Source organism: Streptomyces sp. DSM 116793, assembly GCF_057320905.1.
Genome location: NZ_CM170494.1, coordinates 5,286,783 through 5,312,262 on the forward strand (window position 1 = coordinate 5,286,783; position 25,480 = coordinate 5,312,262).

General features: G+C 71.1%; 13 protein-coding genes, 2 rRNA genes and 3 pseudogenes. 13 read left to right on the top strand and 5 right to left on the bottom strand.

The window, feature by feature from the left end; all coding sequences use genetic code 11:
• Nucleotides 1-56: 56 nt before the first annotated feature.
• Nucleotides 57-1,466, bottom strand: coding sequence for a DNA repair protein RadA (radA, locus tag ACSMXW_RS20605; protein WP_485798201.1), 1,410 nt, complete (start codon nucleotides 1,464-1,466; stop codon nucleotides 57-59).
• Nucleotides 1,467-1,996: 530 nt separating this feature from the next.
• On the opposite strand from radA, the gene ACSMXW_RS20610 reads away from it, so the two are divergent.
• Nucleotides 1,997-3,580: a hypothetical protein gene (locus ACSMXW_RS20610; protein WP_485798203.1), complete on the top strand. Its 1,584-nt coding sequence runs from the start codon at nucleotides 1,997-1,999 to the stop codon at nucleotides 3,578-3,580.
• Between the two features lie 442 nt (nucleotides 3,581-4,022).
• On the opposite strand, the gene ACSMXW_RS20615 is transcribed toward ACSMXW_RS20610, so the two are convergent.
• Complete coding sequence (locus ACSMXW_RS20615; RefSeq protein WP_485808178.1) at nucleotides 4,023-4,826, bottom strand: DUF3109 family protein; 804 nt, start codon at nucleotides 4,824-4,826, stop codon at nucleotides 4,023-4,025.
• 238 nt (nucleotides 4,827-5,064) lie between these two features.
• On the opposite strand from ACSMXW_RS20615, the gene ACSMXW_RS20620 reads away from it, so the two are divergent.
• The 5 genes and pseudogenes from ACSMXW_RS20620 to ACSMXW_RS20640 all read left to right on the top strand — a co-directional run bounded on the left by ACSMXW_RS20620 (nucleotide 5,065) and on the right by ACSMXW_RS20640 (nucleotide 10,514).
• Nucleotides 5,065-5,997 carry a Ppx/GppA family phosphatase gene (locus ACSMXW_RS20620; protein WP_485798205.1) on the top strand — a complete coding sequence of 311 codons (933 nt, stop codon included), beginning with the start codon at nucleotides 5,065-5,067 and terminating at the stop codon, nucleotides 5,995-5,997.
• 471 nt (nucleotides 5,998-6,468) lie between these two features.
• On the top strand, nucleotides 6,469-7,347 hold the full coding sequence (locus ACSMXW_RS20625; protein ID WP_485798207.1) for a sugar phosphate isomerase/epimerase family protein: 879 nt from the start codon (nucleotides 6,469-6,471) through the stop codon (nucleotides 7,345-7,347).
• Nucleotides 7,344-7,952, top strand: a pseudogene (locus ACSMXW_RS20630) (TetR/AcrR family transcriptional regulator); the annotation flags it as partial. The gene ACSMXW_RS20625 and the pseudogene ACSMXW_RS20630, both read left to right, overlap by 4 nt.
• A gap of 184 nt (nucleotides 7,953-8,136) precedes the next feature.
• Nucleotides 8,137-9,987: a dihydroxy-acid dehydratase gene (gene ilvD, locus ACSMXW_RS20635; protein WP_485798209.1), complete on the top strand. Its 1,851-nt coding sequence runs from the start codon at nucleotides 8,137-8,139 to the stop codon at nucleotides 9,985-9,987.
• 188 nt (nucleotides 9,988-10,175) lie between these two features.
• The gene (locus ACSMXW_RS20640) at nucleotides 10,176-10,514 is read left to right on the top strand and encodes an SH3 domain-containing protein (protein WP_485798211.1); all 339 of its coding nucleotides are present in this window, start codon (nucleotides 10,176-10,178) and stop codon (nucleotides 10,512-10,514) included.
• Nucleotides 10,515-10,669: 155 nt separating this feature from the next.
• Here ACSMXW_RS20640 and ACSMXW_RS20645 read toward each other — a convergent pair whose 3' ends face one another.
• Both ACSMXW_RS20645 and ACSMXW_RS20650 read right to left on the bottom strand, forming a co-directional pair.
• A complete protein-coding gene (locus ACSMXW_RS20645) occupies nucleotides 10,670-12,718 on the bottom strand; it encodes an outer membrane protein assembly factor BamB family protein (RefSeq protein WP_485798213.1) in 2,049 nt (682 codons plus the stop codon).
• Nucleotides 12,719-12,868: 150 nt separating this feature from the next.
• Nucleotides 12,869-13,679: pseudogene (locus tag ACSMXW_RS20650) on the bottom strand (serine/threonine-protein kinase); the annotation flags it as partial.
• 266 nt (nucleotides 13,680-13,945) lie between these two features.
• Here ACSMXW_RS20650 and ACSMXW_RS20655 point away from each other — a divergent pair.
• The 5 genes and pseudogenes from ACSMXW_RS20655 to proC all read left to right on the top strand — a co-directional run bounded on the left by ACSMXW_RS20655 (nucleotide 13,946) and on the right by proC (nucleotide 18,558).
• Nucleotides 13,946-14,470: an EamA/RhaT family transporter gene (locus tag ACSMXW_RS20655; RefSeq protein WP_485798215.1), complete on the top strand. Its 525-nt coding sequence runs from the start codon at nucleotides 13,946-13,948 to the stop codon at nucleotides 14,468-14,470.
• 331 nt (nucleotides 14,471-14,801) lie between these two features.
• A pseudogene (locus ACSMXW_RS20660) lies at nucleotides 14,802-15,556 on the top strand (class I SAM-dependent methyltransferase); the annotation flags it as partial.
• A 227-nt stretch (nucleotides 15,557-15,783) separates the two neighbouring features.
• Complete coding sequence (locus ACSMXW_RS20665; protein WP_485798217.1) at nucleotides 15,784-16,716, top strand: ABC transporter ATP-binding protein; 933 nt, start codon at nucleotides 15,784-15,786, stop codon at nucleotides 16,714-16,716.
• Complete coding sequence (locus ACSMXW_RS20670) at nucleotides 16,713-17,510, top strand: ABC transporter permease (protein WP_485798219.1); 798 nt, start codon at nucleotides 16,713-16,715, stop codon at nucleotides 17,508-17,510. Before ACSMXW_RS20665 ends, ACSMXW_RS20670 begins: the two co-directional genes overlap by 4 nt.
• A 238-nt stretch (nucleotides 17,511-17,748) precedes the next feature.
• The gene (gene proC, locus ACSMXW_RS20675; protein ID WP_485798221.1) at nucleotides 17,749-18,558 is read left to right on the top strand and encodes a pyrroline-5-carboxylate reductase; all 810 of its coding nucleotides are present in this window, start codon (nucleotides 17,749-17,751) and stop codon (nucleotides 18,556-18,558) included.
• A gap of 97 nt (nucleotides 18,559-18,655) precedes the next feature.
• On the opposite strand, the gene trpS is transcribed toward proC, so the two are convergent.
• Nucleotides 18,656-19,660, bottom strand: a complete 1,005-nt coding sequence (trpS, locus tag ACSMXW_RS20680; RefSeq protein ID WP_485798223.1) for a tryptophan--tRNA ligase — start codon at nucleotides 19,658-19,660, stop codon at nucleotides 18,656-18,658.
• 799 nt (nucleotides 19,661-20,459) lie between these two features.
• Here trpS and ACSMXW_RS20685 point away from each other — a divergent pair.
• Nucleotides 20,460-21,989, top strand: a 16S ribosomal RNA gene (locus ACSMXW_RS20685).
• 325 nt (nucleotides 21,990-22,314) lie between these two features.
• Nucleotides 22,315-25,439: ribosomal RNA gene (locus tag ACSMXW_RS20690) — 23S ribosomal RNA — on the top strand.
• The 16S and 23S rRNA genes sit together here, the layout of an rRNA operon.
• Nucleotides 25,440-25,480 lie beyond the last annotated feature (41 nt).

A 25,480-nucleotide genomic window follows, 5' to 3' on the forward strand; every position in this document is an offset into this window, starting at 1 on the left:
TCCGCCCCTGCATTCGTACCCCGCATTCGTACGGATGGGCGAGACCGGGGCAAAGTCTACCGGCGGTCCACCGCCTCCTGCGGGGCCTCCCGCCGACGGCTCCTCGGCAGTACCCGCAGCGCATCGGACATATCGGCCACTTCGGTGACCTTCATACCGGCGGGTATCCTCCCCGGATCGGACGGCACGAGGGCGTGCGTGAAGCCCAGCCGGTGCGCCTCGGCGAGCCGCCGCTGGACACCGGTGACCCGCCGCACCTCGCCCGCGAGGCCCACCTCGCCGATCGCCACCAGGTTCTTCGGCAGCGGGGTGTCGCTGGCCGCACTGGCCAGCGCGAGCGCCACGGCGAGGTCAGCCGCGGGCTCGGTGAGCTTCACGCCGCCGACCGTCGCCGAGTAGATGTCGCGCTTGCCGAGCGCGGTGATCCGGCCGCGCTGCTCCAGCACCGCCAGCATCATCGACACCCGCGAGGTCTCCAGGCCGGAGGTGGTACGCCGCGGGGAGGGGATCTGGGAGTCGACGGTGAGCGCCTGGACCTCCGCGACCAGCGGGCGGCGGCCCTCCAGGGTGACCGTCAGGCAGGTGCCCGGCACCGGCTCGTCACGCCGGGTGAGGAAGAGGCCGGAGGGGTCGGCGAGGCCGGTGATGCCCTCGTCGTGCAGCTCGAAGCAGCCGACCTCGTCCGTGGTGCCGTAGCGGTTCTTGACGCCGCGGACCAGGCGCAGGCGCGCGTGCCGGTCGCCCTCGAAGTGCAGCACGACGTCCACCAGGTGCTCCAGCAGGCGGGGGCCCGCGATGGCGCCGTCCTTGGTGACATGGCCCACCAGGATGGTGGCCATGCCGCGCTCCTTGGAGGCACGGATCAGCGCGCCCGCCACCTCCCTGACCTGCGCCATGCCGCCCGGGGCGCCCTCGATCTCCGGGGAGGCCACGGTCTGTACCGAGTCCACCACCAGCAGGGACGGCTTGACCTCGTCCAGGTGGCCGAGGACCGCGGAGAGGTCGGTCTCCGCGGCCAGGTACAGGCGGTCGTCGATCGCCTTGATGCGGTCGGCGCGCAGCCGCACCTGACTGGCGGACTCCTCGCCGGTGACGTAGAGCGTGCGGTGGTCGTCGCTCGCGGCCTTGGCGGCGACGTCCAGCAGCAGCGTGGACTTGCCGACGCCCGGCTCGCCGGCCAGCAGGACGACGGCGCCGGGCACCAGGCCGCCGCCCAGCACGCGGTCCAGCTCGGGGACGCCGGTGCTGCGGGCCGTGGCCTGGCGGCCGTCGACCTGGCCGATGGGGACGGCCGAGGTGGTGACCCGGCCGGGGGCCGTGGTGCGGACCGCGGGCGCGCCGTACTCCTCGATCGTGCCCCACGCCTGGCACTCGGGGCAGCGGCCGAGCCACTTGGCCGTCTGCCAGCCGCACTCGGTGCAGCGGTAGGACGGCCGGTCCTTGCCGGATTTCGTACGGGCAGCCATGACACGGAACGTTAGCGCCCGCCACTGACAACGGCGGCCCGCGGGCGGGTGCGGTCCGGCGACGCGAACCGGCGACGGGAACCCGCGACGCGGTCCGGCGGCTCCACCGCGCCCCCTGGCAACCCGCGGTGGCCCGCCGTGGCACGCGGTGACCCACGGCGGTGGAGCGCTGGTGGACCGCCGGATGCGGGCGCCGAGGGGGTGCCCGGGCACTGACCGGAGCCCGCACCGAGCGGTGCCCGAGCCACCCGAGCGGTGCCCGAGCCACCCGAGCGGTGCCCGAGCCACCCGAGCGGTGCCCGAGCCACCCGAGCGGTGCCCGAGCCACCCGAGCGGTGCCCGAGCCACCCGAGCGGCGCCCGGGCCACCCGAACGGCGCCGTCCCCGATCGGGTGAGGGTCGTCAACCCACCGAGCTTGACGTCACACCACACCCCTGTCCCCTTTTGGGGGATGTCATCACCCGTAAGGGTTAAAAGTGCCCTTGGTGAAGGAAGGATTCGCCTCGCCCCGCCTACGGTCGCACGGGTGATGAGCAGCCGGTCGGAAACCTTCGAGCCCCCCACCCGCGCACATCAGGCGCACGGAAGCCCGCGCCACCGGGCCGTGCCGCCGGTCGCGGGGGCCGTGCCGCAGTGTCCGCCCGCGCGCTACGAACCACACCTGGACGGCCTGTTCACGTACTGCCTCTCCGTGCTCTGCGACCACGGCGCCGCGACGGCCGCCCTGGGGGACGCCCTCGCCGCCGCCGAGCGCCGCCGCGCCCGCCGCGGTCGCGCCCCCGCGAATCCGAAGGAGCACCGCGCCTGGCTCTACGCACTCGCCCGCTGGGCCTGCCTGCGACGCCTCGCCGAGCCCCGCCGCCCACGCCGTGGCGCGCCCGCCCGCGGCCCGGCGCGCCGCTCCGCCGTCCCGGCGCCTTCCGGGGCCGCCGGGGCCGCCGGGGCGGCGGCGGGCGAGCGGACGGGGCCCGGGCCGGTGCGGGAGGCTCCCCCCGGCAGCACGGATCCCGTCGAGCGCGGACGCCGCCGGGATACCGCGCTGCCGGCCTGGCCGGAGGCCGCCGGCACCACTCCCGAGCAGCGGGAGGCGCTGGAGCTCACCGCGCGGCACCGGCTCACCGCGGCCGAGGTGGCCGCCGTACTGGGCGTCGAGCCGGCCGCCGCCGGGGAGCTGATCGCGTCGGCCGCCTGCGAGGTGGAGCGCACCCGGGCCGCCGTCGCCGTCGTGGCGACCGGCACCTGCCCGATCGTGGCCGGGCTCACCGGCGGGCACCCCCCGGGTGCGGTGCTCTGCCGCGAACTGGTCCGGCACGTCGACGAGTGCCCGCGCTGCCGCCGCACGGCCGTCGGCGTCGTGCGGGACGCCTGGCCGGGCACCACCGTCATGCCCATGGATCTGCCCCTCATCGGGGCGCCGCGCGCGGCGCTGCCCGCCGCGATGGCGGCCGCTACGCGCGCGCGGGGTGCCGGTCCGCGGTTCGACCGGCGCGGCTACCCGGTGGATCCGGGGGACCGTGCCGCGCGCCGCCACCGGGTGCGGATGTGTGCGGTGACCACCGCGGTCGTCGCCGCCGTGCTCGCCACGCCGGTGCTGTCCCTGTGGGCCGCCTACCGCAGCGACTCGCTCACCGCGGGCGACCGGGACGGCGACGGCTCCGTCGGGGCCGCCGGCACCGAGCGCACCCGCGAGGCCGGCTCCGGGGACGACGCCGAGGACGCCGAGGACGCCGCGGACACCGTCCGCGAGAACCCGGCGGCCGCCTCCCCGCGCGGCACCGGTCCGACCGTCTCCGTGGAGGTCGTCGGCCCGAGCGGGACGCCGTCCGCGCAGGGCCTCAGCGTCACCGCGCGGCCCGCCGGCGACACCACGTACCTCACGCTGAGAGCGTCGCGGCGGTCTGCGGCGGTGCACTGGTCGCTGCGGACGGGGGCCGCCCACTGGCTGCACCCCAGCAGGACCTCCGGCACGCTCGGTCCAGGGGAGAGCGCGGGGGTACGGGTGCGTGCCGACCGGTACGGCGCACCGGTCGGTCACTGGACGGCTCGCGTCGCCGTCCGGCCCTCCGGCACGGTCCTCCTCCTCGACGGCTACGGAACCCGCCACGACGAGTAGCTCCACCCACCCGCCACCGCCCCGGAGGGACGGTCCCGGCCGCGTCCGGACCACCTGCGCGTGGTGGGTCGCGCGCGCAGCTCCCCGCGCCCCTTCAAGACGGGGCTGCGCCCCGGCCCGCTCGGGGGCGTGGGGACCGCGCGATCGGCGATGACGTGGCCGTGGGGTCGTCTCGGTCCGAAGGGGGCTGTTTCTGTCGTGTTCGGGCCGTCGGGCCGTCGGGCGGGTGGGTGGGTGGTTGTGTGCGCAGTTCCCCGGGCCCTTTGGGGGTGCGCCTTCACGGCTGGGTCGGCCCGGCCCGCTCGGGGGCGCGGGGGACTGCGCGCTCGGCCGCGACGCGTCCCCCGCGGGCCGTCGTCGTCCCGAAGGCCGTCGCCGTCCCGAAGGGACTGTCGGGCCTCAGCAGGACCTCAGCAGGACCTCAGCCGGGCCGCAGGCCGTCTCAGGCCTCGGGGCCGGGATCCGCTGGGTGCCCCGCGAGGAGCGGCAGGCCCCGGGCCAGCCGCTCCTCGCAGAGCTCCACCAGACGCCCGTACCCCTCCTTCCCCATGAGCTCGATCAGCTCCGCCCGATACGACACGTACACCGGCTCCCCGGCCCCGTGCGCCGACCGCGCGGACGTGCACCACCAGTGCAGATCGTGACCGCCGGGCCCCCACCCCCGGCGGTCGTACTCCCCGATGGACACCCGCAGCACCCGCGTGTCGTCCGGCCGGTCCACCCAGTCGTAGGTGCGCCGCACAGGCAGCTGCCAGCAGACGTCCGGCTTGGTCTCCAGCGGCTCCCGGCCCTCGCGCAGCGCGAGGATGTGCAGGGCGCAGCCGGTGCCGCCCGCGAAACCGGGCCGGTTCTGGAAGATGCAGCTCCCCTGCCAGCGCCTGGTCTGCCGCTCGCGGCCCCCCTCGCCGTCGTCCGCCTCTTCCACCCACCCTGTGGCGCGGCCCACGTCATGGTGCTGCCAGATGTCCGGTGTGAGCCGGGCCACATGGGACGCGACGCGCTGTTCGTCCTCCTCGTCCGAGAAGTGCGCGCCCAGCGTGCAGCAGCCGTCGTCCGCGCGGCCCGCCTCGATGCCCTGGCAGCCGGCGCCGAAGATGCAGTTCCACCGGGACGTCAGCCAGGTCAGGTCGCACCGGAAGACCTGCTCCTCGTCGGCCGGGTCGGGGAACTCCACCCAGGCCCGCGCGAAGTCGAGACCCTGCTCGTCGGGCTCCCCGGGGCGCTGCGGGGGCGCCTCCCGGGGCAGCTTGGGCCGGCCCGGCCCCTTCTGCTGTCCGGCCTGGGCGAAGTCGGGAGACTTGCGGTCCTTTGCCTTTTTCGTCTTTGGCACCACTCAAGGGTATGCGGCCCCGGGACCACCGCCGGGGCGCCACCCGGACGTACCTCCCGGGGCCGCCCCGACCCGTCCGTCCACCCTGCCGTCCACCAGGAGAGTTCGGGCACCCGGGCCGGGCGCCGGCGCCGTGGGCAGTAGCGTTCCGTCCATGAGACTCGGTGTCCTCGATGTGGGTTCGAACACAGTCCATCTGCTGGTGGTCGACGCGCACCCGGGGGCCCGGCCCCTGCCGGCCTACTCGCACAAGGCCGACCTGCGGCTCGCCCAGCTCCTCGACGAGCGGGACGCCATAGGACCCGAGGGCATCGCACGGCTCGTCGAGACGGTGCGCGACGCGTTGCAGACCGCCGAGGACAAGGGCGTTGAGGACCTGCTGACGTTCGCCACCTCCGCGGTGCGCGACGCGGGCAACGCCGACGAGGTGCTGGCCCGCGTCCGGCGTGAGACCGGCGTCACACTCCAGGTGCTCGCCGGCGACGAGGAGGCACGGCTCACGTTCCTCGCCGCGCGCCGCTGGTTCGGCTGGTCCGCGGGGCGGCTGCTGGTCCTGGACATCGGCGGCGGCTCCCTGGAGGTCGCGTTCGGCATCGACGAGGACCCGGACGCGGCGGTGTCGCTGCCGCTCGGCGCCGGCCGGCTGACGGCGGGCTGGCTGCCCGGGGACCCGCCGGACCCGTCGGACGTCCGGGCGCTGCGCAAGCACGCGCGCGCGGAGATAGCGCGGGTGGTGGGGGAGTTCAGCCGGTTCGGCAGGCCGGACCACGTGGTCGCCACCTCCAAGACGTTCCGGCAACTGGCCCGGATCGCGGGGGCCGCGCGCTCGGCCGAGGGGCTCTATGTGCAGCGGGAGCTGAAGCGGGAGTCCCTGGAGGACTGGGTGCCGCGGCTGGCCGCGATGACGGCGCGGGAGCGGGCGGAGCTGCCCGGCGTCTCGGAGGGGCGTGCCGGGCAGCTGCTCGCGGGGGCGGTGGTGGCGGAGGGGGCGATGGACCTGTTCGGCGTGGAGACGCTGGAGATCTGCCCCTGGGCTCTGCGCGAGGGAGTGATCCTGCGCCGCCTCGACCACCTCCCCAGCACGTAGGTTCCCCTGTCAGCCGGGGCCACCCCGGCGCCCGCCCCAAGGTGGCGGTTTATGTCGTGCCGGACCACCGGCGGGCGGGGGCCGTCCGCGCGGTTCCCCGCGCCCCTTCTTCGGGTCGGCCCGTACGTTGGGGCTGCCTCGGCCCACCTTCAGGGGCGCGGGGAACTGCGCGACAAGCCACGGCGAGACCCGCGCGTCGTCACCGTCCCAAGGGGGCTGTTTCTGTCGTTTCCGGACCATCAGCCGGTGGGCGGTTGCTCGCGCCGTTCCGCGCGCCCCTTTTCGGCGGACCCGTACGTTGGGGCTGCCCCGGCCCACCTTCAGGGGCGCGGGGAACCGCGCGACCGGCCACGACGAGACGTGCGCACCATCCCCGTGGCCAGGGGCCACCCCGCCGGGGGGAGCCGGAGAGGGGGGTGACGTGAACAGCGCCACACCCCACGCCCTCCAACGCCCCGTAACCTGGTGCCCGTGGCTGAACCCGTCGTACGCATCCCTGACGCGAAGGTCGCCCTGTCGACGGCCTCCGTCTACCCGGAGTCGACGGCAACGGCCTTCGAGATGGCCGCACGCCTCGGTTACGACGGCGTGGAGGTCATGGTCTGGACCGATCCCGTCAGCCAGGACATCGAGGCCCTGCGCCGCCTTGCGGACTACCACCGCATCCCGGTCCTGGCCATCCACGCCCCCTGCCTGCTCGTCACCCAGCGCGTGTGGTCCACCGACCCCTGGACCAAGCTGCAGCGCGCCAGGTCCGCCGCCGAGCGGCTGGGCGCCGGCACCGTCGTCGTCCACCCGCCGTTCCGCTGGCAGCGCCAGTACGCGCGCGACTTCGTCGACGGCATATGGCGGATGGCGGACGAGACGGACGTCCGGTTCGCCGTCGAGAACATGTACCCCTGGCGCTACCGCGACCGCGAGATGCTCGCCTACGCGCCCGACTGGGACGTCACCAAGCACGACTACCGCCACTTCACCGTGGACCTCTCGCACACCGCCACCGCCCGCACCGACGCCCTGCGGATGATCGACCGCATGGGCGACCGCCTCGGCCACGTCCACCTCGCGGACGGCGCCGGCTCCGGCAAGGACGAGCACCTCGTGCCGGGCCGCGGCTCCCAGCCCTGCGCCGAGCTGCTGGAGCGCCTGGCCGCCCGCGGCTTCGACGGCCACATCGTGGTCGAGGTCAACACCCGCCGCGCCATGTCGAGCGCCGAGCGCGAGGCCGACCTCGCCGAGGCCCTGGCGTTCACCCGGCTGCACCTCGCCTCGCCGCACGGCGCCTCGCCGCACGGTGCCCCGTCGCACGGCGTCTCGCCGCACGGCGCCGAGGGCGTGGCCCGCTCATGACCGACCCGGAACCCCGCCGCCGCGGGCGCCCGCCCCGCACCAGGGCGGCGGAGGGCCCGGGCACCCGGGAGCTGATCCTGGACGCGGCCCGTCAGGAGTTCTCGGAACGCGGCTACGCGAAGACGTCCGTCCGCGGCATCGCCAAGTCCGCTGGCGTGGACTCCGCGCTGGTGCACCACTACTTCGGCACCAAGGACCAGGTCTTCGAGGCCGCGGTCGCGGTCGCCTTCGCACCGGCGCTGACCGGCGCCGACGCGCTGGCCGCCCTGCCCCCCGAGGTGGTCGGCGCGCGGCTGACCAGGTTCATCTTCGACATCTGGGAGAACCCGGCGACCCGGGTGCCGCTGCTGGCGATCGTCCGCTCCGCGGTGAACCACGAGGCCGCGGCGGCGGTGTTCCGCCGCCTGGTCGCCGCCCAGCTGCTGAGCAGGATCGTGCGGCAGCTCGACCTCCCGGACGCGGAACTGCGCGCCGAGCTCGCGGCGGCCCAGCTCGTCGGCATCGCCATGCTGCGCTATGTGATCAAGGTCGAGCCGCTGGCGTCGGTGCCCGTGGACGAGATCGTCGCCCGCGTCGCCCCCGTGGTGCAGGGGCACCTCACCGGCTTCGAAGGCGCCGGCCCGACGGTCCCCGCCCCCGGAACGGCCCCCGCGGAGCGCGACGCGCCCCCGGAGCACGCCCCGGCCGCGAAAACGGAACCCCCGTCCCGTATCACGGACGGCCTGTCCGAATTCTGGAGGGGCGGCGTAGGCTCGTCGGGGAGTCACCCCTGAGAAGGAGCGAGCGACGATGCCCGAGCTGAGGTCCCGCACTGTCACACACGGCCGCAACATGGCGGGCGCCCGCGCCCTTATGCGTGCCTCCGGTGTAGCGAGCGAGGACATCGGCAAGCCGATCGTCGCGGTCGCCAACTCCTTCACCGAGTTCGTGCCGGGCCACACCCACCTCCAGCCGGTCGGCCGGATCGTGAGCGAGGCCATCAAGGCGGCGGGCGCCGTGCCGCGCGAGTTCAACACCATCGCGGTCGACGACGGCATCGCCATGGGCCACGGCGGCATGCTCTACTCCCTGCCGTCCCGCGACCTGATCGCGGACTCGGTCGAGTACATGGTCGAGGCGCACCGCGCGGACGCCCTGATCTGCATCTCCAACTGCGACAAGATCACCCCGGGCATGCTGATGGCCGCGCTGCGCCTCAACATCCCCACGATCTTCGTCTCGGGCGGCCCCATGGAGGCCGGCCGCGCCACCCTCGTCGACGGCACGGTCCGCAAGCTGGACCTGATCAACGCGATGTCCGACGCCGTGAACGAGTCGGTCTCCGACGCGGACATGCTCCGCATCGAGGAGAACGCCTGCCCGACCTGCGGCTCCTGCTCCGGCATGTTCACCGCCAACTCGATGAACTGCCTCACCGAGGCCATCGGCCTGGCCCTGCCGGGCAACGGCTCGGTGCTCGCCACCCACACCGCCCGCCGCGCCCTCTACGAGCGCGCAGCGGCCACCGTCGTCGAGCTGACCCGGCGGTACTACGAGGAGGACGACGCGTCCGTGCTGCCCCGCAGCATCGCCACGCACGCCGCGTTCGAGAACGCCATGGCCCTCGACATCGCCATGGGCGGCTCCACCAACACGATCCTGCACCTGCTGGCCGCCGCCCAGGAGGCCGGTGTCGACTACGACCTGACCGACATCGACGCCGTCTCGCGCCGGGTGCCCTGCCTGGCCAAGGTCGCCCCGAACACCGCCCCCACCACCACGTACTACATGGAGGACGTGCACCGGGCCGGCGGCATCCCGGCCATCCTGGGCGAGCTGTACCGCGGCGGCCTGCTCAACGAGGACGTGCACACGGTCCACTCGCCGTCCGTGAAGGCCTGGCTGGAGACCTGGGACGTGCGCGGCGGCGCGCCGTCCGACGAGGCGGTGGAGCTGTGGCACGCCGCGCCGGGCTGCAAGCGCTCCGCGGAGGCGTTCTCCCAGTCCGAGCGCTGGGAGAGCCTGGACACCGACGCCGCGGCCGGCTGCATCCGCGACGTCGACCACGCCTACTCCAAGGACGGCGGCCTGGCCGTGCTCAGGGGCAACCTGGCGGTCGACGGCTGCGTGGTGAAGACCGCGGGCGTCGACGAGTCCATCTGGACGTTCGAGGGCCCGGCGGTGGTCTGCGAGTCGCAGGAGGAGGCCGTCGAGAAGATCCTCCGCAAGGAGATCACGGAGGGCGACGTCGTCGTCATCCGCTACGAGGGCCCCAAGGGCGGGCCCGGCATGCAGGAGATGCTGTACCCGACCTCGTACCTGAAGGGCCGCGGCCTGGGCAAGGCGTGCGCCCTGGTCACCGACGGCCGCTTCTCCGGTGGCACCTCGGGCCTGTCCATCGGCCACGTCTCCCCGGAGGCGGCCTCCGAGGGCACCATCGCGCTCGTCGAGGACGGCGACCGGATCCGTATCGACATCCCCGGGCGCACCATCGATCTCCTGGTCGACGACGCCACCCTGGAGGCCCGGCGCGCCGCGCGCGGCGGCGTCTACGCGCCCGCCGACCGCGACCGCCCGGTCTCGACCGCCCTGCGCGCCTACGCCGCGATGGCGACGAGCGCCGACAAGGGCGCCGTCCGCGACGTCTCCAAGCTGGGCTGACGCCTCGCACGTCGCGCACGGCGGACCTCGCTGACGCCCCCTCACCTCTTTGAGCCCCTCGCGGTGCAACTGTCACGCCGCGAGGGGCGTCTTTATATGTGGCCAACAGGCCAGGAAACATGTCCAATGGGGAGGCACGGCGCGGCGCCCACCCGGACGCCGGACGCGCCGCATGGGGGAGGACACATATGACCGACAGCATCGTGACACCCGAGACGAGAGACGACGGCACGCAGGACACCGTGCAGCCGGCGGTGGCCACCGAGGGCATGGCGCTCACCGCGGCCGCGGCCGGCTACCCGGTGGTCGCGACGGTGAACGTCCGCTCGGGCCCCGGCACGTCCTACGCGAAGGTCGGCACCGTCTCGGCCGGTAGCATGGTCACCATCAGCTGCCAGACACCGGGGCAGAGCGTCGTCGGCCCGCTCGGCACCACGAACATCTGGGACCGCATCGGCAGCGGGCGCTATGTGTCCGACGCGTATGTCCGCACCGGGAGCGACGGGTACGTGGCGCCCCGCTGCTGAAGCAGTGACCCGGCGCCGGGCGGCGCCATGCGTTCGCCCGGCACCGGGTCGGTGGCGCTGTGCCCCGCAGGGCACGGGGCTGTGTCCTGGGGGCACCCCCGCGCCGGTGGGGCCTGAGCGCGCAGTTCCCAGCGCCCTGCGGGGCGCGGCGGTCGCTAGGGCGCCTTCGGCGGCTTCGCCGTCGCGAAGCCGAAGACCGTGTTGCCGCCCGCCGTGACGATCAGCGCGCCGCCGGCCACCGACACCCGCGCCGAGGCCCCCGTGGTGGAGTTGACGGTGTCCGAGCGGGGCACGGTGCTCCACAGCCGCCGTCCGTCCCGCGCGTCGAGCGCCAGCACCCGCCCGCTGGGTGAGCTGAAGTACAGCACCCCGTGCGACAGCACGGGCCCCGACACCGACTCCACGCCCGTCTGCATCGCCCACTTCCGGCGTCCGGTCACCGGATCGACCGCCATGACGAGCCCCTCGGCCCTGGCCAGGTACAGCGTCCCGCCGGTCAGCCCCGGTGTCGCGCCCGTGGCGCCCCGCAGCGGCGCCGAGGCGGCCTCGCCCGTCTCCGGATCGAGCCGCAGCACATCCGAGTAGCCGTCGTAGCCGGTGCCCACCTTGTGCTCGCGCAGCAGCACGAGCGAGCCGTCCGCCGCGCCCACGGGCACCACGTGCCCGTCGACCGCGAGGGTGCGCCCCAGGGCGCCGGTTTCGGGATCCAGCGTGTGGAAAGTGGGGTGCGCCACATCGATGGCGGCGATCTCGGCACGGGACGCGCACATCGCGTAGAGGCGGGCCCCCGCGGTGAGGGGGATGCACTGCTGTTGGGCGGGGAACGGGGTGGCCCAGCTCCGTCTGCCGGACCGCGCCTCGTGGGCCTCGATCCGGGTGGCCGCGCCGTCGACGTAGAAGACCCTGGAGCCCAGCGTCACGACGTCCTGCTGCCGACCCGTGAACACCGCGGAGATCGACCCGGGCCGTGCCGACCACAGTTCCTCGCCGTCCCCGGCGGAGAGGCCGACGACCTGCTCCGGGCCGTTGGCCGCCAACCGGTAACCGACGAACGTGTCGTCGGCGAAGCCGGCCATGTACACCCCCTGGGCGGGCACCCCCGGGCTCGTCCGCTTCCACACCTGGCTGCCGTCCGCCGTCCTGAGCCGGACGCCGAGCACGCCGCCCCCGCCGCAGTAGACCGAGTCGCCGTGCGGGACGCAGCGCAGTTCGTCCTTGATCGGCTGCCCGCCGGTGACCGTTCTGCGCCAGGGCGCGAAGCCCGCGGGCGGCCGCTCCTGTGCGACGGCGACCGTGCCGCGGTCCGCGTCGTCCGTGCCGCCGGCCCTCTCCCGCGGGGGACCGCCCGCGCTCAGCAGCGTCACCCCTGTGCTGATCGCGGCCACCGCCGCCGCCACGGCGACCACCGTCCGCCAGCGTCTGCGCAGGCCACGAGCCGAGAACGGGGGTGGGGCCGCCGGGTGCCCGGAGGCGGCGCCCTGCGGCGCCGACCCGGCCGAAGGGGGCGGCCCGGCGGGCACGCCGCCCCGGGACGGCCCACCGGCCGTGGCGGAGGGGCCGTACGGGGCCGTGGCGGACGCGGGCGTGGGCGTGCCCGGGGCTGTCGGTGCGCCCCACCCGGGGTTGCCCGCGGCTGCCGGTGCGCCGTTCCGGGAGGCGTCCCCGGTGGTCGTGGTGCCCTCCGCGCTCCCGGAGCCGTCCGCACCCGCCGGGGATCCGGCCCCCGGCGGGGGAGTGGGCACGGCGGTGGCGCGGCCCGCGCCGGACACCGGGCGCGCGGGTGGCTCCGCACGCCGCCGGACCCGGCCCGCGCCCCGCCCGGGGTGGGTGTCGTCGGCGGCGGGATCGACGGGGGAGCTCGCCGCCGGGTCGGCGGGCAAGGGCACCGCGACTGGGCCGGCAGCGAGGGAGCCCGCGGCGGCGTCCTCGTCGAGGGAGCCCACGACGGGGTCGGCGTCGAAGGCCCCGGAGGCCGGACCGACGCCGAGGACCCCCGCACCGGCGCCCGTACCGGCGCCCGCGCCCGCGTCCGCACCGGGGCGCGTGCCTGCGCTTGGGCCGGGGCGCGCACCGGCGCCCGTACCGGCGCTCGCGCCTGTGCCCGCGCCCGCGTCCGCACCGGCGCCCGAGTCCGTACCCGCACCGGCGCGCGCGTCCGCGTCCGCGGCGAGGGACTCCTCGAACCGCTCGGCGACGGTCGGCACGCTGTCCCTGCTCCCGGCGCTCCCGGCGCTCCCGTCCCCCCCTGGCCGCCCGTGCCCTGCGCAGCCGCTCCCGGGTCTGCGGGGAGAGCAGTTGGGTGTCGGGGTCGAGATCCCGGGCCGCGGCGGCGGCCGCGGCGGCCGGGGAGACCGTCAGCTCCTCGGGCAGGGCGCGCAGCCGGTCCAGCAGCTCGTCCGCGCTGGGCCGCCCGACGCGGTCCTTGGCCAGGCAGGGCTCGATGGCCGCACGCAGCGGCGCGGGCACCTGGGCGAGCACCGGCGCCTCGTGCACCACCTGGTACGCCGTCATATAGGGACTGTCGGCGTCGAAGGGCCCCTGGCCGGTGGCCGCGTAGACCAGCAGCGTGGCCAGCGAGAACACATCCGACTCCGGCCCCACCTCGCGCGGCGCCTGCAACTGCTCGGGCGACATGAAGGGCGGCGTCCCGATGACCCGCCCGGTCATGGTGAGCGTCTGGTGGTCGGTGGCGCGGGAGATCCCGAAGTCGATCACGCGCGGGCCGTCGGGGGAGAGCACGACGTTCGACGGCTTGAGGTCGCGGTGCACCACGCCGGCACGGTGGATGTCGCGCAGCGCCTCCACCAGGCCGATGGCGAGGGTGCGCAGCTCGGCGCCGCCGAGCGCGCCGTCCTCCGTGATCCGCTGGGCGAGCGTCGGCCCGGAGATGTACGTGGTGGCCATCCAGGGATGGGGGCCGTCGGGATCGGCGTCCACGACGGCCGCCGTGAAGGCCCCGCTGACCCGCCGCGCCGCGGCGACCTCCTGCCGGAACCGGATCCGGAACTCGTCGTCGTCCAGGAACTGCTGGTGGATCAGCTTGATCGCAACGGGCCGGCCGGACGGCGTATGCGCCAGGAAGACCGTACCCATGCCGCCGGAACCGAGACGTTCCTGCAGCGTGTACCCCCCGATCGTCTCGGGATCTCCCACACGGAGCTGCACTCTGGTCGACCTCCCCCGACGTTCCGCACCGTCGTGCCCTGACCAAACTATCGTTTCCCGCCCCGAACACCGCGCCGCCCGGCCGCACGACGCGCATGACACCGACGGCATCACGGCCCGGCGGAGCCCGGCCAGGGGCGCCGGGAGCCGCGCGCCAGGCCACGACGAGACCGTGAGACCACCACCACCCCGCGGGAGGAGCGGCCCGGAAGCCGCCCCACCGGCCCGCGGGACCCCCTCTGGAGGCAAGGACGGATAATCGACACGTGAGCAACGCACCCGGCACCCCCGACACCCCGGCCCCCGCCGGCACGGCGGACAAGGGCACCGGTACCCCGACCCCCGAACCCCTGCGCTTCTTCGGCACCACCTGGCTCACCCACGACAGCACTTACACGGCCCGCCGCCTGGCCGTCGCCGCAGGCGCCCTCGCCGCCGCGGCCGCAGGCAGCCTGGTGCTCGTCCTGGCCTGCCAGGGCCTGGCCGCCGCGGAAGGCAGCCTGGTCAACGTGCTGCTCGTGGCGGTGGTCGCGATCAGCAGCGTGGTCTCGTTCCGGCGTACCTGGTCCGGTTTCAGCGCTCGGCAGGACCCGGCCGAGCAGGCCTCGCAGCGCGGCTTCACGGCCATCGGGTTCCTCGGCGTCCTGCTGGCGTACGCGGTCCGCTGCCTCGTCGAGGCCCCGGGCGAGCGACTGCGCCGCGCGGAGTACGACCGCGCCCGCGAGGAGCACGCCCGCCGCACCGCCCGCCGCACCGGCAACCCCGCGGCCCGCAGGAAGCGGAAGAGGTAGGCGGAAGAGGGGGACCCGAAGAGCGAAACCGGAAGAGCGAAACCGGGAGAGCGAAACCGGGAGAGCGAAACCGGGAGAGCGAAACCGGGAGAGCGAAACCGGGAGAGAAGACCGGAAGAGCCGAAAGGCAGAGCCGAAAGAGGAAGCGCAGAAGCGGAACCGGAAGAGGCAGGCGGAAGAGGAGACAGGCCGAACAAGCAGGAGGAAGCCGCAGACCATGAGTACCTCGTCCCGCGAGACCCGCGCCTCGTCCTGCGAAACCCGCGCCTCGTCCCGCGAAACCCGCACCCCGTCCCGGGAGGCCCGCGCCTCGTCCCGCGAAACCCGCACCCCGTCCCGCGAGGCTCGCGCCCGGTCCTTCGACGCAGTCGCGGCCCAGTACGCCGCCCACCGCCCCTCCTACCCGCCGGCCCTCCTCGACACCGTCGAGGAACGTGCCGGCCGACCGCTGGCCGGAGCCCGGGTCGTGGACGTCGGCGCGGGCACCGGGATCTCCACAGCCCTGCTGGCCGCCCGCGGCGCCCGGGTCCTCGCCGTGGAGCCGGGCGCGGGCATGGCGGCGCAACTGCGCCACACGCTGCCCGATGTGCCGCTGGTGCGCGGCGACGGCAACGCCCTCCCGCTGGCCGACGCCTCGGCCGACCTCATCACCTACGCCCAGTCCTGGCACTGGACCGACCCCGCCCGCTCCGCCCCCGAGGCCATGCGGGTACTGCGCCCCGGCGGCACCCTCGCCCTCTGGTGGAACGTCCCCGACCACACCGTCCCGTGGCTGGCCGAGCAGCAGGCCAGATCCGGCAGCGGTTCGGCACGGGCACGGGCGCCCACGGCACCGCCGACCGGGTGCGCAGCGCCGGTGCCGACCTGGACTTCACCCGCAGCCGGGTGCGCTGGAGCCGCCGGGTCCCCCTGGACGGGCACCTCGCCAACCTGGCCAGCCACTCGCTCTTCCTGGTGCACGGCGAGACGGCCGCGCACGACTTCCTCACCCGGGAAGGCGCCCTGCTGCGCGAGCTGTTCCCCGACGAAACGGTCGAGGAGACCTACGTCGTCGACCTCCTCACCGCCTCCCGCCCCCGGGCCTGACCCGACTTCCGCACGCCCCGTTCGGCCCCACCCCGCAGCCCTCGGCCCCGCCGCAAGGCCCTCTCGCCCCTGCCCCCGAACCCTTCTGACGGGGCAACGCTTCTTGCGCCCCGCCTTGGCGCCGCCTCTGGATGCCGTTCCTGAAGCCGCCTCCTGAAGCCGCGTCCCGAAGCCGCTTCTCACACCGCTCCTTGACGCCACGACTCGCCACCCCCATTATTCATCGCATGATGAATTACTCGGGGGGCTCCGCGCCCCCGGAAGCCGCCGGAGACACCGCCGAACGCCCGGCCACGGCCGCCGCATCCGCCGCCGTACGCGCCGTGGGCCTCCGCGTCGTGCGCGGGACCCGCACCGTCCTGCGCGGCCTCGACTTCACCGTGCCCCGCGGCCGGATCACCGGGCTGCTCGGGCCCTCCGGCTGCGGGAAGTCCACCCTGATGCGGGCGGTCGTGGGTACGCAGGGCCGGGTCACCGGCACCCTGGAGGTGCTCGGCCGCCCCGCGGGCAGCGCCGTGTTGCGGTCCCGCATCGGCTACGTCACCCAGGCGCCGTCCGTCTACGCCGACCTGACGGTGCGGCAGAACCTGGAGTACTTCGCCGCGGTCCTCGACCCGGGCCGCGCCGCCGCGGACCGGCGCCGGGCGGACGTCACCCGCGCCATCTCCGACGTCGACCTCACCTCGCACGCGAACGCCCTGGCCGGCGCCCTCTCCGGCGGCCAGCTGAGCCGGGTCTCGCTCGCCGTCGCCCTGCTCGGCGCCCCCGACCTCCTCGTCCTCGACGAGCCCACCGTCGGCCTCGACCCCGTCCTCCGCCGCGACCTGTGGGACCTCTTCCACGCCCTGGCCGCCGAGCGCGGCACCACGCTCCTGGTCTCCTCGCACGTCATGGACGAGGCCGAACGCTGCCACCGGCTGCTGCTGATGCGGGACGGCGAGATCCTCACCGGCGGCGGGCCGGGCACGGACGACGGGGGAGAGACCCCGGACGCCCTGCGCGCCCGCACCGGCACGGAGACCGTGGAGGCCGCCTTCCTCCGCCTCGTCGACCAGGCCGCGGGCCGCACCGCACCGCCCGCACCGCCCGCACCGCCCGCACCGGCCACGTCGGCCCCACCGGCCGCCCCCGCCCACCCCGGCAAGGAGCCCCACCGATGAACGCCGCCCCGACCACCGCGGCCCCCGCCGCCCCCCTGCCCGGCGCGGGCCCCGCGCTCTCGTTCCCCCGCACCCTCTCCACCGCCGCCCGCGTGCTGCGCCAGCTCCGCCACGACCCGCGGTCCATCGCGCTGATGATCCTGGTGCCGTGCGTGATGCTCGTCCTGCTGCGCTACGTCTTCGACGGCGACGAGCGGACCTTCGACTCCATCGGCGCCTCACTGCTCGGGATCTTCCCGCTGATCACCATGTTCCTGGTCACGTCCATCGCCACCCTGCGCGAGCGGACCTCCGGCACCCTGGAACGCCTCCTCGCCATGCCGCTCGGCAAGGCCGACCTGATCGGCGGCTACGCCCTCGCCTTCGGCGGCCTCGCCGTGCTCCAGTCCGCCCTCGCCACCATGCTCGCGCTCTGGGGCCTCGGCCTGGACGTCACCGGGTCCCCCTGGCTGCTGCTCCTGGTCGCCCTGCTCGACGCCCTCCTCGGCACCGCGCTCGGCCTCTTCGTCTCCGCGTTCGCGTCTTCAGAGTTCCAGGCGGTCCAGTTCATGCCCGCGGTGATCTTTCCCCAGATCCTCCTCTGCGGCCTCTTCGCGCCGCGCTCCAGCATGCATCCGGTCCTCGAGGCGATCTCCGACGTGCTGCCCATGTCGTACGCGGTGGACGGCATGAACCAGGTCCTGCGGCACACCGACGTCACCGCCGACTTCATCCGCGACTGCCTGATCGTCGCCGGCTGCGCCTTCCTGGTCCTCGGCCTCGGCGCCGCCACGCTCCGCCGCCGCACCCCCTGAGCGGGACCGGCCCGCACCCGGGTCCGGGAACGCGCGGCCGCTGACCCGCGCCGGACCCCGCCCGGAACCAGCCGGACGCCCGTCCCACCGCGGCCGGTCGCCCCACCCCGCCCCTCCGGCCGCTTCGCCGCGCCCCGCCGGCCCGGACGTCCCCTGTCCCGACCGGCGGACAGCGCACCCCCCGGACGGCGCCCGGTGCGAGGATGGGGGGCGGACGACGCACCCGAAGGACAGGCTCATGACCAAGAAAGTCGCCGTGCTCGGCACCGGAAAGATCGGCGAGGCCCTGCTCAGCGGAATGATCAGGGCCGGCCGCGCCCCCGCGGACGTACTGGTCACCACCCGCCGCGCCGAGCGCGCCGAGGAACTCCGCACCCGCTACGGCGTCGCACCCGTCAGCAACCCGGAGGCCGCCAAAACGGCCGACACCCTGATCCTCACGGTCAAACCGCAGGACATGGGCGCCCTGCTGGACGAGCTCGCCCCGCACACCCCCGCCAGCCGCCTGATCATCACCGGCGCCGCCGGCATCCCTACCTCCTTCGTCGAGCAGCGTCTCGCGGAGGGCACGCCCGTCGTCCGGGTCATGACGAACACCCCCGCCCTCGTCGACGAGGCCATGTCCGTCATCTCCGCCGGCACCCACGCCACCGACGAGCACCTCAGCCACGCCGAGGACGTCTTCGGCGCCGTCGGCAAGACCCTGCGGGTCCCCGAGGCCCAGCAGGACGCCGCCACCGCACTCTCCGGCTCCGGGCCCGCGTACTTCTACTACCTCGTGGAGGCCATGACGGACGCCGGCATCCTCCTCGGACTGCCCCGGGACAAGGCGCACGACCTCATCGTCCAGGCCGCGATCGGCGCCGCGGTGATGCTCCGCGACAGCGGGGAGCACCCGGTGAAGCTACGGGAGAACGTGACCTCACCGGCCGGCACCACCATCAACGCCATCCGCGAACTGGAGAACCACGGCGTGCGCGCCGCCCTCATCGCCGCCCTGGAGGCCGCCCGCGACCGCAGCCGCGCCCTGGCCTCCGGCACCGGCTGAACCAGGTGCGCCCCGGCACCGGCCGGCCCGGCTGTGGCCCCGGAGCCGGCCGGCTCCTGCGCACGACGCGCACGGGCGAACGGCCCCCACCATCCGCTCAGCCCGGCGGAAGCAGCCCGATCGCCCGGTAAGCGGCGTCCACCCGCGGCCTCGCCGCCGCTCGGGCCCGCTCCGCGCCCGACCGCAGCACCCTCTCCACATACGCCGGATCGGCCGCCAGCTCCCGGTGCCGCTCCCGCAGCGGATTCAGCAGCTCCACCACGGCATCGGCGACGTCCTTCTTCAACGCCCCGTACGACTCGTAGGCCGCGCTCAACTCCTCGGGGTCCCCGCCCTCACAGGCCGCGAGGATCTCCAGCAGATTCGAGACGCCCGGCCTGGCCGTCCGGTCGTACGCGACCTCGTGCCCGCTGTCGGTCACGGCCCGCAGGATCTTCCTGCGCACCACGTCAGGCTCGTCCAGCAGATAGACGATCCCCGCCCCGGCCTCGTGCGACTTGCCCATCTTCGACGTGGGGTCCTGCAGGTCCATGACCCGTGCCGCCACACCGGGGCGCGTCGCCCGCGGTACGACGAACGTGTGGCCGTAGCGCTGGTTGAACCGCACCGCCAGGTCCCGGCTCAGCTCGACGTGCTGCGCCTGGTCGTCCCCGACCGGCACCTCGTCCGTTCCGTACGCCAGGATGTCCGCCGCCATCAAGGCCGGATACGTCAGCAGGGACAGCCGCACGCCACGGCCCCTGGCCCGCTCCCGTGCCGTCTTCTCCCTGTACTGGATCATCCGGCGCATCTCGCCGTCCGTGGCGACGCACTCCAGCAGGTAGGACAGCCGCGCATGCTCGTCCACATGGCTCTGCACGAACAGGGTGCACCGCTCGGGGCTGAGTCCAGCCGCGAGCAGCAGTGTCGCCGCCTGATGCGTCAGCCGCCGCACGCGGGCCGGGTCGTGCTCCACGGTCAGGGCGTGCAGGTCGACGATGCAGAACAGCGCGTCCGCCCGGTGTTGGTCGACCTCGGCCCAGCGCCGCATGGCGCCCAGGTAGTTCCCCAGCGTCAGGTGCCCGCTCGGTTTGACCCCGCTGAAGATCCGCGTACCTGTCATCTCTCCGCTCTCCGCCTTCCGTCGAGGACCGCAGTGGCCCGCCGGCCGGCTTCGAGGCCTCCGGAGCGGAGACGCGTCAGTGGCCGCCGAGCGCGGCGGCCGCTGGTGCACACGTGACTCCGGCCGCCGTCAGGCGGCCCACCACTGGGTGTACGTATGCGTCGTCATGCCTCCGAGAGTACGCCGCGACCACGCTCCGGGGCAGGCGGTCCGGGCTGCGTCCGGGAGCGCGGAGAACCAAGTTGACACGCCCGGGACCGCTCCGTACTGTTTTTCGGGTTGTCCGATGTGAGCGCCGGTTCCGGCCGGTCCCCGGACACCATTCCGCAGGAACCCACTACAAGTTCGGCGAGATCCTCGTCGACGCACAGTCGTGCGCTCCCGCGAATGAGGAATCGTCGTTCGGAAGAACGCGCCGCCCGATTAGCTCGGGCGGACCAGGTTCCGCTAAAGTCTCACTCCGTTCGGACCGCATCAGCGGGACGGACAGCCCGGTGACAGGGCGTCAGAGGACCGAGAGGAAGTCTGATAGAGTCACAAACACACCGAAGGGAAACGCCCGGAGGAAAGCCGCGGAATTTGGTTCCGGGGTGAGTACAAAGGAAGTGTCCGTTCCTTGAGAACTCAACAGCGTGCTAAAAGTCAACGCCAGATATGTTGATACCCCGTCTGCCGGAGATTGTTCTCCGGTGACGAGGTTCCTTTGAAAAAAATACACAGCGAGGATGCTGTGTGCGGGAAGATAATTCCTCTTCCCGCACCGCTCTCGTGATGTGTTCGCCCCGAGTACGGGGAAGCATTCACGGAGAGTTTGATCCTGGCTCAGGACGAACGCTGGCGGCGTGCTTAACACATGCAAGTCGAACGATGAACCGGCTTCGGTCGGGGATTAGTGGCGAACGGGTGAGTAACACGTGGGCAATCTGCCCTTCACTCTGGGACAAGCCCTGGAAACGGGGTCTAATACCGGATATGACACCGGGAGGCATCTCCTCGGTGTGGAAAGCTCCGGCGGTGAAGGATGAGCCCGCGGCCTATCAGCTTGTTGGTGGGGTGATGGCCTACCAAGGCGACGACGGGTAGCCGGCCTGAGAGGGCGACCGGCCACACTGGGACTGAGACACGGCCCAGACTCCTACGGGAGGCAGCAGTGGGGAATATTGCACAATGGGCGCAAGCCTGATGCAGCGACGCCGCGTGGGGGATGACGGCCTTCGGGTTGTAAACCTCTTTCAGCAGGGAAGAAGCCGCAAGGTGACGGTACTTGCAGAAGAAGCGCCGGCTAACTACGTGCCAGCAGCCGCGGTAATACGTAGGGCGCAAGCGTTGTCCGGAATTATTGGGCGTAAAGAGCTCGTAGGCGGCGTGTCACGTCGGTTGTGAAAGCCCGGGGCTTAACTCCGGGTCTGCAGTCGATACGGGCATGCTTGAGTTCGGTAGGGGAGATCGGAATTCCTGGTGTAGCGGTGAAATGCGCAGATATCAGGAGGAACACCGGTGGCGAAGGCGGATCTCTGGGCCGATACTGACGCTGAGGAGCGAAAGCGTGGGGAGCGAACAGGATTAGATACCCTGGTAGTCCACGCCGTAAACGGTGGGCACTAGGTGTGGGTCACATTCCACGTGGTCCGTGCCGCAGCTAACGCATTAAGTGCCCCGCCTGGGGAGTACGGCCGCAAGGCTAAAACTCAAAGGAATTGACGGGGGCCCGCACAAGCGGCGGAGCATGTGGCTTAATTCGACGCAACGCGAAGAACCTTACCAAGGCTTGACATACACCGGAAAACCGTGGAGACACGGTCCCCCTTGTGGTCGGTGTACAGGTGGTGCATGGCTGTCGTCAGCTCGTGTCGTGAGATGTTGGGTTAAGTCCCGCAACGAGCGCAACCCTTGTCCCGTGTTGCCAGCAGGCCTTTGTGGTGCTGGGGACTCACGGGAGACCGCCGGGGTCAACTCGGAGGAAGGTGGGGACGACGTCAAGTCATCATGCCCCTTATGTCTTGGGCTGCACACGTGCTACAATGGCCGGTACAATGAGTTGCGATGCCGTGAGGTGGAGCGAATCTCAAAAAGCCGGTCTCAGTTCGGATTGGGGTCTGCAACTCGACCCCATGAAGTCGGAGTCGCTAGTAATCGCAGATCAGCAGTGCTGCGGTGAATACGTTCCCGGGCCTTGTACACACCGCCCGTCACGTCACGAAAGTCGGTAACACCCGAAGCCGGTGGCCCAACCCCTTGTGGGAGGGAGTCGTCGAAGGTGGGACTGGCGATTGGGACGAAGTCGTAACAAGGTAGCCGTACCGGAAGGTGCGGCTGGATCACCTCCTTTCTAAGGAGCACTTCTTACTCGGATCCTGTTGTGGGGTTCGGGTCAGAGGCCGGTTCATCGGCGAGTGTCCGGTGCCGGTTGCTCATGGGTGGAACGTTGACTATTCGGCCTGGTTCTGGGCTTGGAGGCTGCTAGTACTGCCCTTGTGGGGGCGTGGAACGTGGTTCTTCGGGTGGGACGGGTTGAGCACGCTGTTGGGTGTCTGAGGGCGCGGCCGCTTGGTTGTGTCTTCGGTTGCCGGCCCCAGTGAACTCAAGCCGTGTGGTTTGGGGTGGTGGGTGGTTGGTCGTTGTTTGAGAACTGCACAGTGGACGCGAGCATCTGTGGCCAAGTTTTTAAGGGCGCATGGTGGATGCCTTGGCACCAGGAACCGATGAAGGACGTGGGAGGCCGCGATAGGCCCCGGGGAGCTGTCAACCGAGCTGTGATCCGGGGGTGTCCGAATGGGGAAACCCGGCAGTCGTTATGGGCTGTCACCCATACCTGAACTCATAGGGTATGTGGAGGGAACGCGGGGAAGTGAAACATCTCAGTACCCGCAGGAAGAGAAAACAACCGTGATTCCGGGAGTAGTGGCGAGCGAAACTGGATGAGGCTAAACCTTGAGCGTGTGAGACCCGGCAGGGGTTGCGTTCAGGGGGTTGTGGGAGCGAGCTTCAGCAGTCTGCCGGCTGTTGGGTGAGTTAGAAACCGTTGATGTAGGCGAAGGGCATGCGAAAGGCCCGGCGTAGAGGGTAAGACCCCCGTAGCTGAAATGTCAGCGGCTCACTTGTTTGTTTCCCGAGTAGCATGGGGCCCGAGAAATCCTGTGTGAATCTGGCGGGACCACCCGCTAAGCCTAAATATTCCCTGGTGACCGATAGCGGATAGTACCGTGAGGGAATGGTGAAAAGTACCCCGGGAGGGGAGTGAAATAGTACCTGAAACCGTGTGCCTACAAGCCGTGGGAGCGTCGCTGGCGGGAACTTGTTCCTGTTAGTCGTGACTGCGTGCCTTTTGAAGAATGAGCCTGCGAGTTTGCGGCATGTTGCGAGGTTAACCTGTTGTGGGGGAGCCGTAGCGAAAGCGAGTCCGAATAGGGCGGTGGAGTAGCGTGCTCAAGACCCGAAGCGGAGTGATCTAGCCATGGGCAGGTTGAAGCGGCTGTAAGAGGTCGTGGAGGACCGAACCCACCAGGGTTGAAAACCTGGGGGATGACCTGTGGTTAGGGGTGAAAGGCCAATCAAACTCCGTGATAGCTGGTTCTCCCCGAAATGCATTTAGGTGCAGCGTCGTGTGTTTCTTGCCGGAGGTAGAGCACTGGATAGGCGATGGGCCTTACCGGGTTACTGACCTTAGCCAAACTCCGAATGCCGGTAAGTGAGAGCGCGGCAGTGAGACTGTGGGGGATAAGCTCCATGGTCGAGAGGGAAACAGCCCAGAGCATCGACTAAGGCCCCTAAGCGTGTGCTAAGTGGGAAAGGATGTGGAGTCGCAGAGACAACCAGGAGGTTGGCTTAGAAGCAGCCATCCTTGAAAGAGTGCGTAATAGCTCACTGGTCTAGTGATTCCGCGCCGATAATGTAGCGGGGCTCAAGCACACCGCCGAAGTCGTGTCATTGCGATATTACTCTTAACGGAGGTCGTGATGGGTAGGGGAGCGTCGTCTGCTGGGTGAAGCAGCACCGGAAGGTAGTTGTGGACGGTTGACGAGTGAGAATGCAGGCATGAGTAGCGATTCACACGTGGGAAACGTGTGCGCCGATTGACTAAGGGTTCCTGGGTCAAGCTGATCTGCCCAGGGTAAGTCGGGACCTAAGGCGAGGCCGACAGGCGTAGTCGATGGATAACCGGTTGATATTCCGGTACCCGCTGTGAAGCGTCAAACATTGAATCCAGTGATGCTAAGCCCGTGAAGCCGCCCCGGAGCCTTCGGGTGAAGGGGAGTGGTGGAGCCGGTGGCCCGAGCTGGTAGTAGGTGAGTGATGGGGTGACGCAGGAAGGTAGTCCATCCCGGGCGGTGGTTGTCCCGGGGTAAGGGTGTAGCCCGTCAGGTAGGTAAATCCGCCTGGCTTGTGGGTGAGGCCTGATGCCGAGCCGATTGTGGTGAAGTGGATGATCCTATGCTGTCGAGAAAAGCCTCTAGCGAGTTTTGTGGCGGCCCGTACCCTAAACCGACTCAGGTGGTCTGGTAGAGAATACCGAGGCGTTCGGGTGAACTATGGTTAAGGAACTCGGCAAAATGCCCCCGTAACTTCGGGAGAAGGGGGGCCATTCCTGGTGATCGCCCGTGCGGTGTGAGCTGGGGGTGGCCGCAGAGACCAGCGAGAAGCGACTGTTTACTAAAAACACAGGTCCGTGCGAAGCCGTAAGGCGATGTATACGGACTGACGCCTGCCCGGTGCTGGAACGTTAAGGGGACCGGTTAGCTCACTTTCGGGTGGGCGAGGCTGAGAACTTAAGCGCCAGTAAACGGCGGTGGTAACTATAACCATCCTAAGGTAGCGAAATTCCTTGTCGGGTAAGTTCCGACCTGCACGAATGGCGTAACGACTTCTTGACTGTCTCAACCATAGGCCCGGTGAAATTGCAGTACGAGTAAAGATGCTCGTTTCGCGCAGCAGGACGGAAAGACCCCGGGACCTTTACTATAGTTTGATATTGGTGTTCGGTTCGGCTTGTGTAGGATAGGTGGGAGACTGTGATGCGGGCACGCCAGTGTTCGTGGAGTCGTTGTTGAAATACCACTCTGGTCGTGCTGGATGTCTAACCTGGGTCCGTGATCCGGATCAGGGACAGTGTCTGATGGGTAGTTTAACTGGGGCGGTTGCCTCCTAAAGGGTAACGGAGGCGCCCAAAGGTTCCCTCAGCCTGGTTGGTAATCAGGTGTTGAGTGTAAGTGCACAAGGGAGCTTGACTGTGAGACTGACGGGTCGAGCAGGGACGAAAGTCGGGACTAGTGATCCGGCGGTGGCTTGTGGAAGCGCCGTCGCTCAACGGATAAAAGGTACCCCGGGGATAACAGGCTGATCTTCCCCAAGAGTCCATATCGACGGGATGGTTTGGCACCTCGATGTCGGCTCGTCGCATCCTGGGGCTGGAGTCGGTCCCAAGGGTTGGGCTGTTCGCCCATTAAAGCGGTACGCGAGCTGGGTTTAGAACGTCGTGAGACAGTTCGGTCCCTATCCGCTGTGCGCGTAGGAGTCTTGAGAAGGGCTGTCCCTAGTACGAGAGGACCGGGACGGACGAACCTCTGGTGTGCCAGTTGTTCTGCCAAGGGCATGGCTGGTTGGCTACGTTCGGGAGGGATAACCGCTGAAAGCATCTAAGCGGGAAGCCTGCTTCGAGATGAGGGCTCCCACCTACTTGATGGGGTAAGGCTCCCAGTAGACGACTGGGTTGATAGGCCAGGTCTGGAAGCACCGTGAGGTGTGGAGGTGACTGGTACTAATAGGCCGAGGGCTTGTCCTCAGGTGCTCGCGTTCACTGTGTTGGTTCTGAAACCACGAACA

Bases quoted from the DNA above. Each gene is read 5' to 3' on its own strand.
- radA (WP_485798201.1), bottom strand. From the start codon at position 1,466: ATGGCTGCCCGTACGAAATCCGGCAAGGACCGGCCGTCCTACCGCTGC.
- ACSMXW_RS20610 (WP_485798203.1), top strand. From the start codon at position 1,997: ATGAGCAGCCGGTCGGAAACCTTCGAGCCCCCCACCCGCGCACATCAG.
- ACSMXW_RS20620 (WP_485798205.1), top strand. From the start codon at position 5,065: ATGAGACTCGGTGTCCTCGATGTGGGTTCGAACACAGTCCATCTGCTG.
- ilvD (WP_485798209.1), top strand. From the start codon at position 8,137: ATGCCCGAGCTGAGGTCCCGCACTGTCACACACGGCCGCAACATGGCG.
- ACSMXW_RS20640 (WP_485798211.1), top strand. From the start codon at position 10,176: ATGACCGACAGCATCGTGACACCCGAGACGAGAGACGACGGCACGCAG.
- ACSMXW_RS20665 (WP_485798217.1), top strand. From the start codon at position 15,784: ATGATGAATTACTCGGGGGGCTCCGCGCCCCCGGAAGCCGCCGGAGAC.
- ACSMXW_RS20670 (WP_485798219.1), top strand. From the start codon at position 16,713: ATGAACGCCGCCCCGACCACCGCGGCCCCCGCCGCCCCCCTGCCCGGC.
- proC (WP_485798221.1), top strand. From the start codon at position 17,749: ATGACCAAGAAAGTCGCCGTGCTCGGCACCGGAAAGATCGGCGAGGCC.
- trpS (WP_485798223.1), bottom strand. From the start codon at position 19,660: ATGACAGGTACGCGGATCTTCAGCGGGGTCAAACCGAGCGGGCACCTG.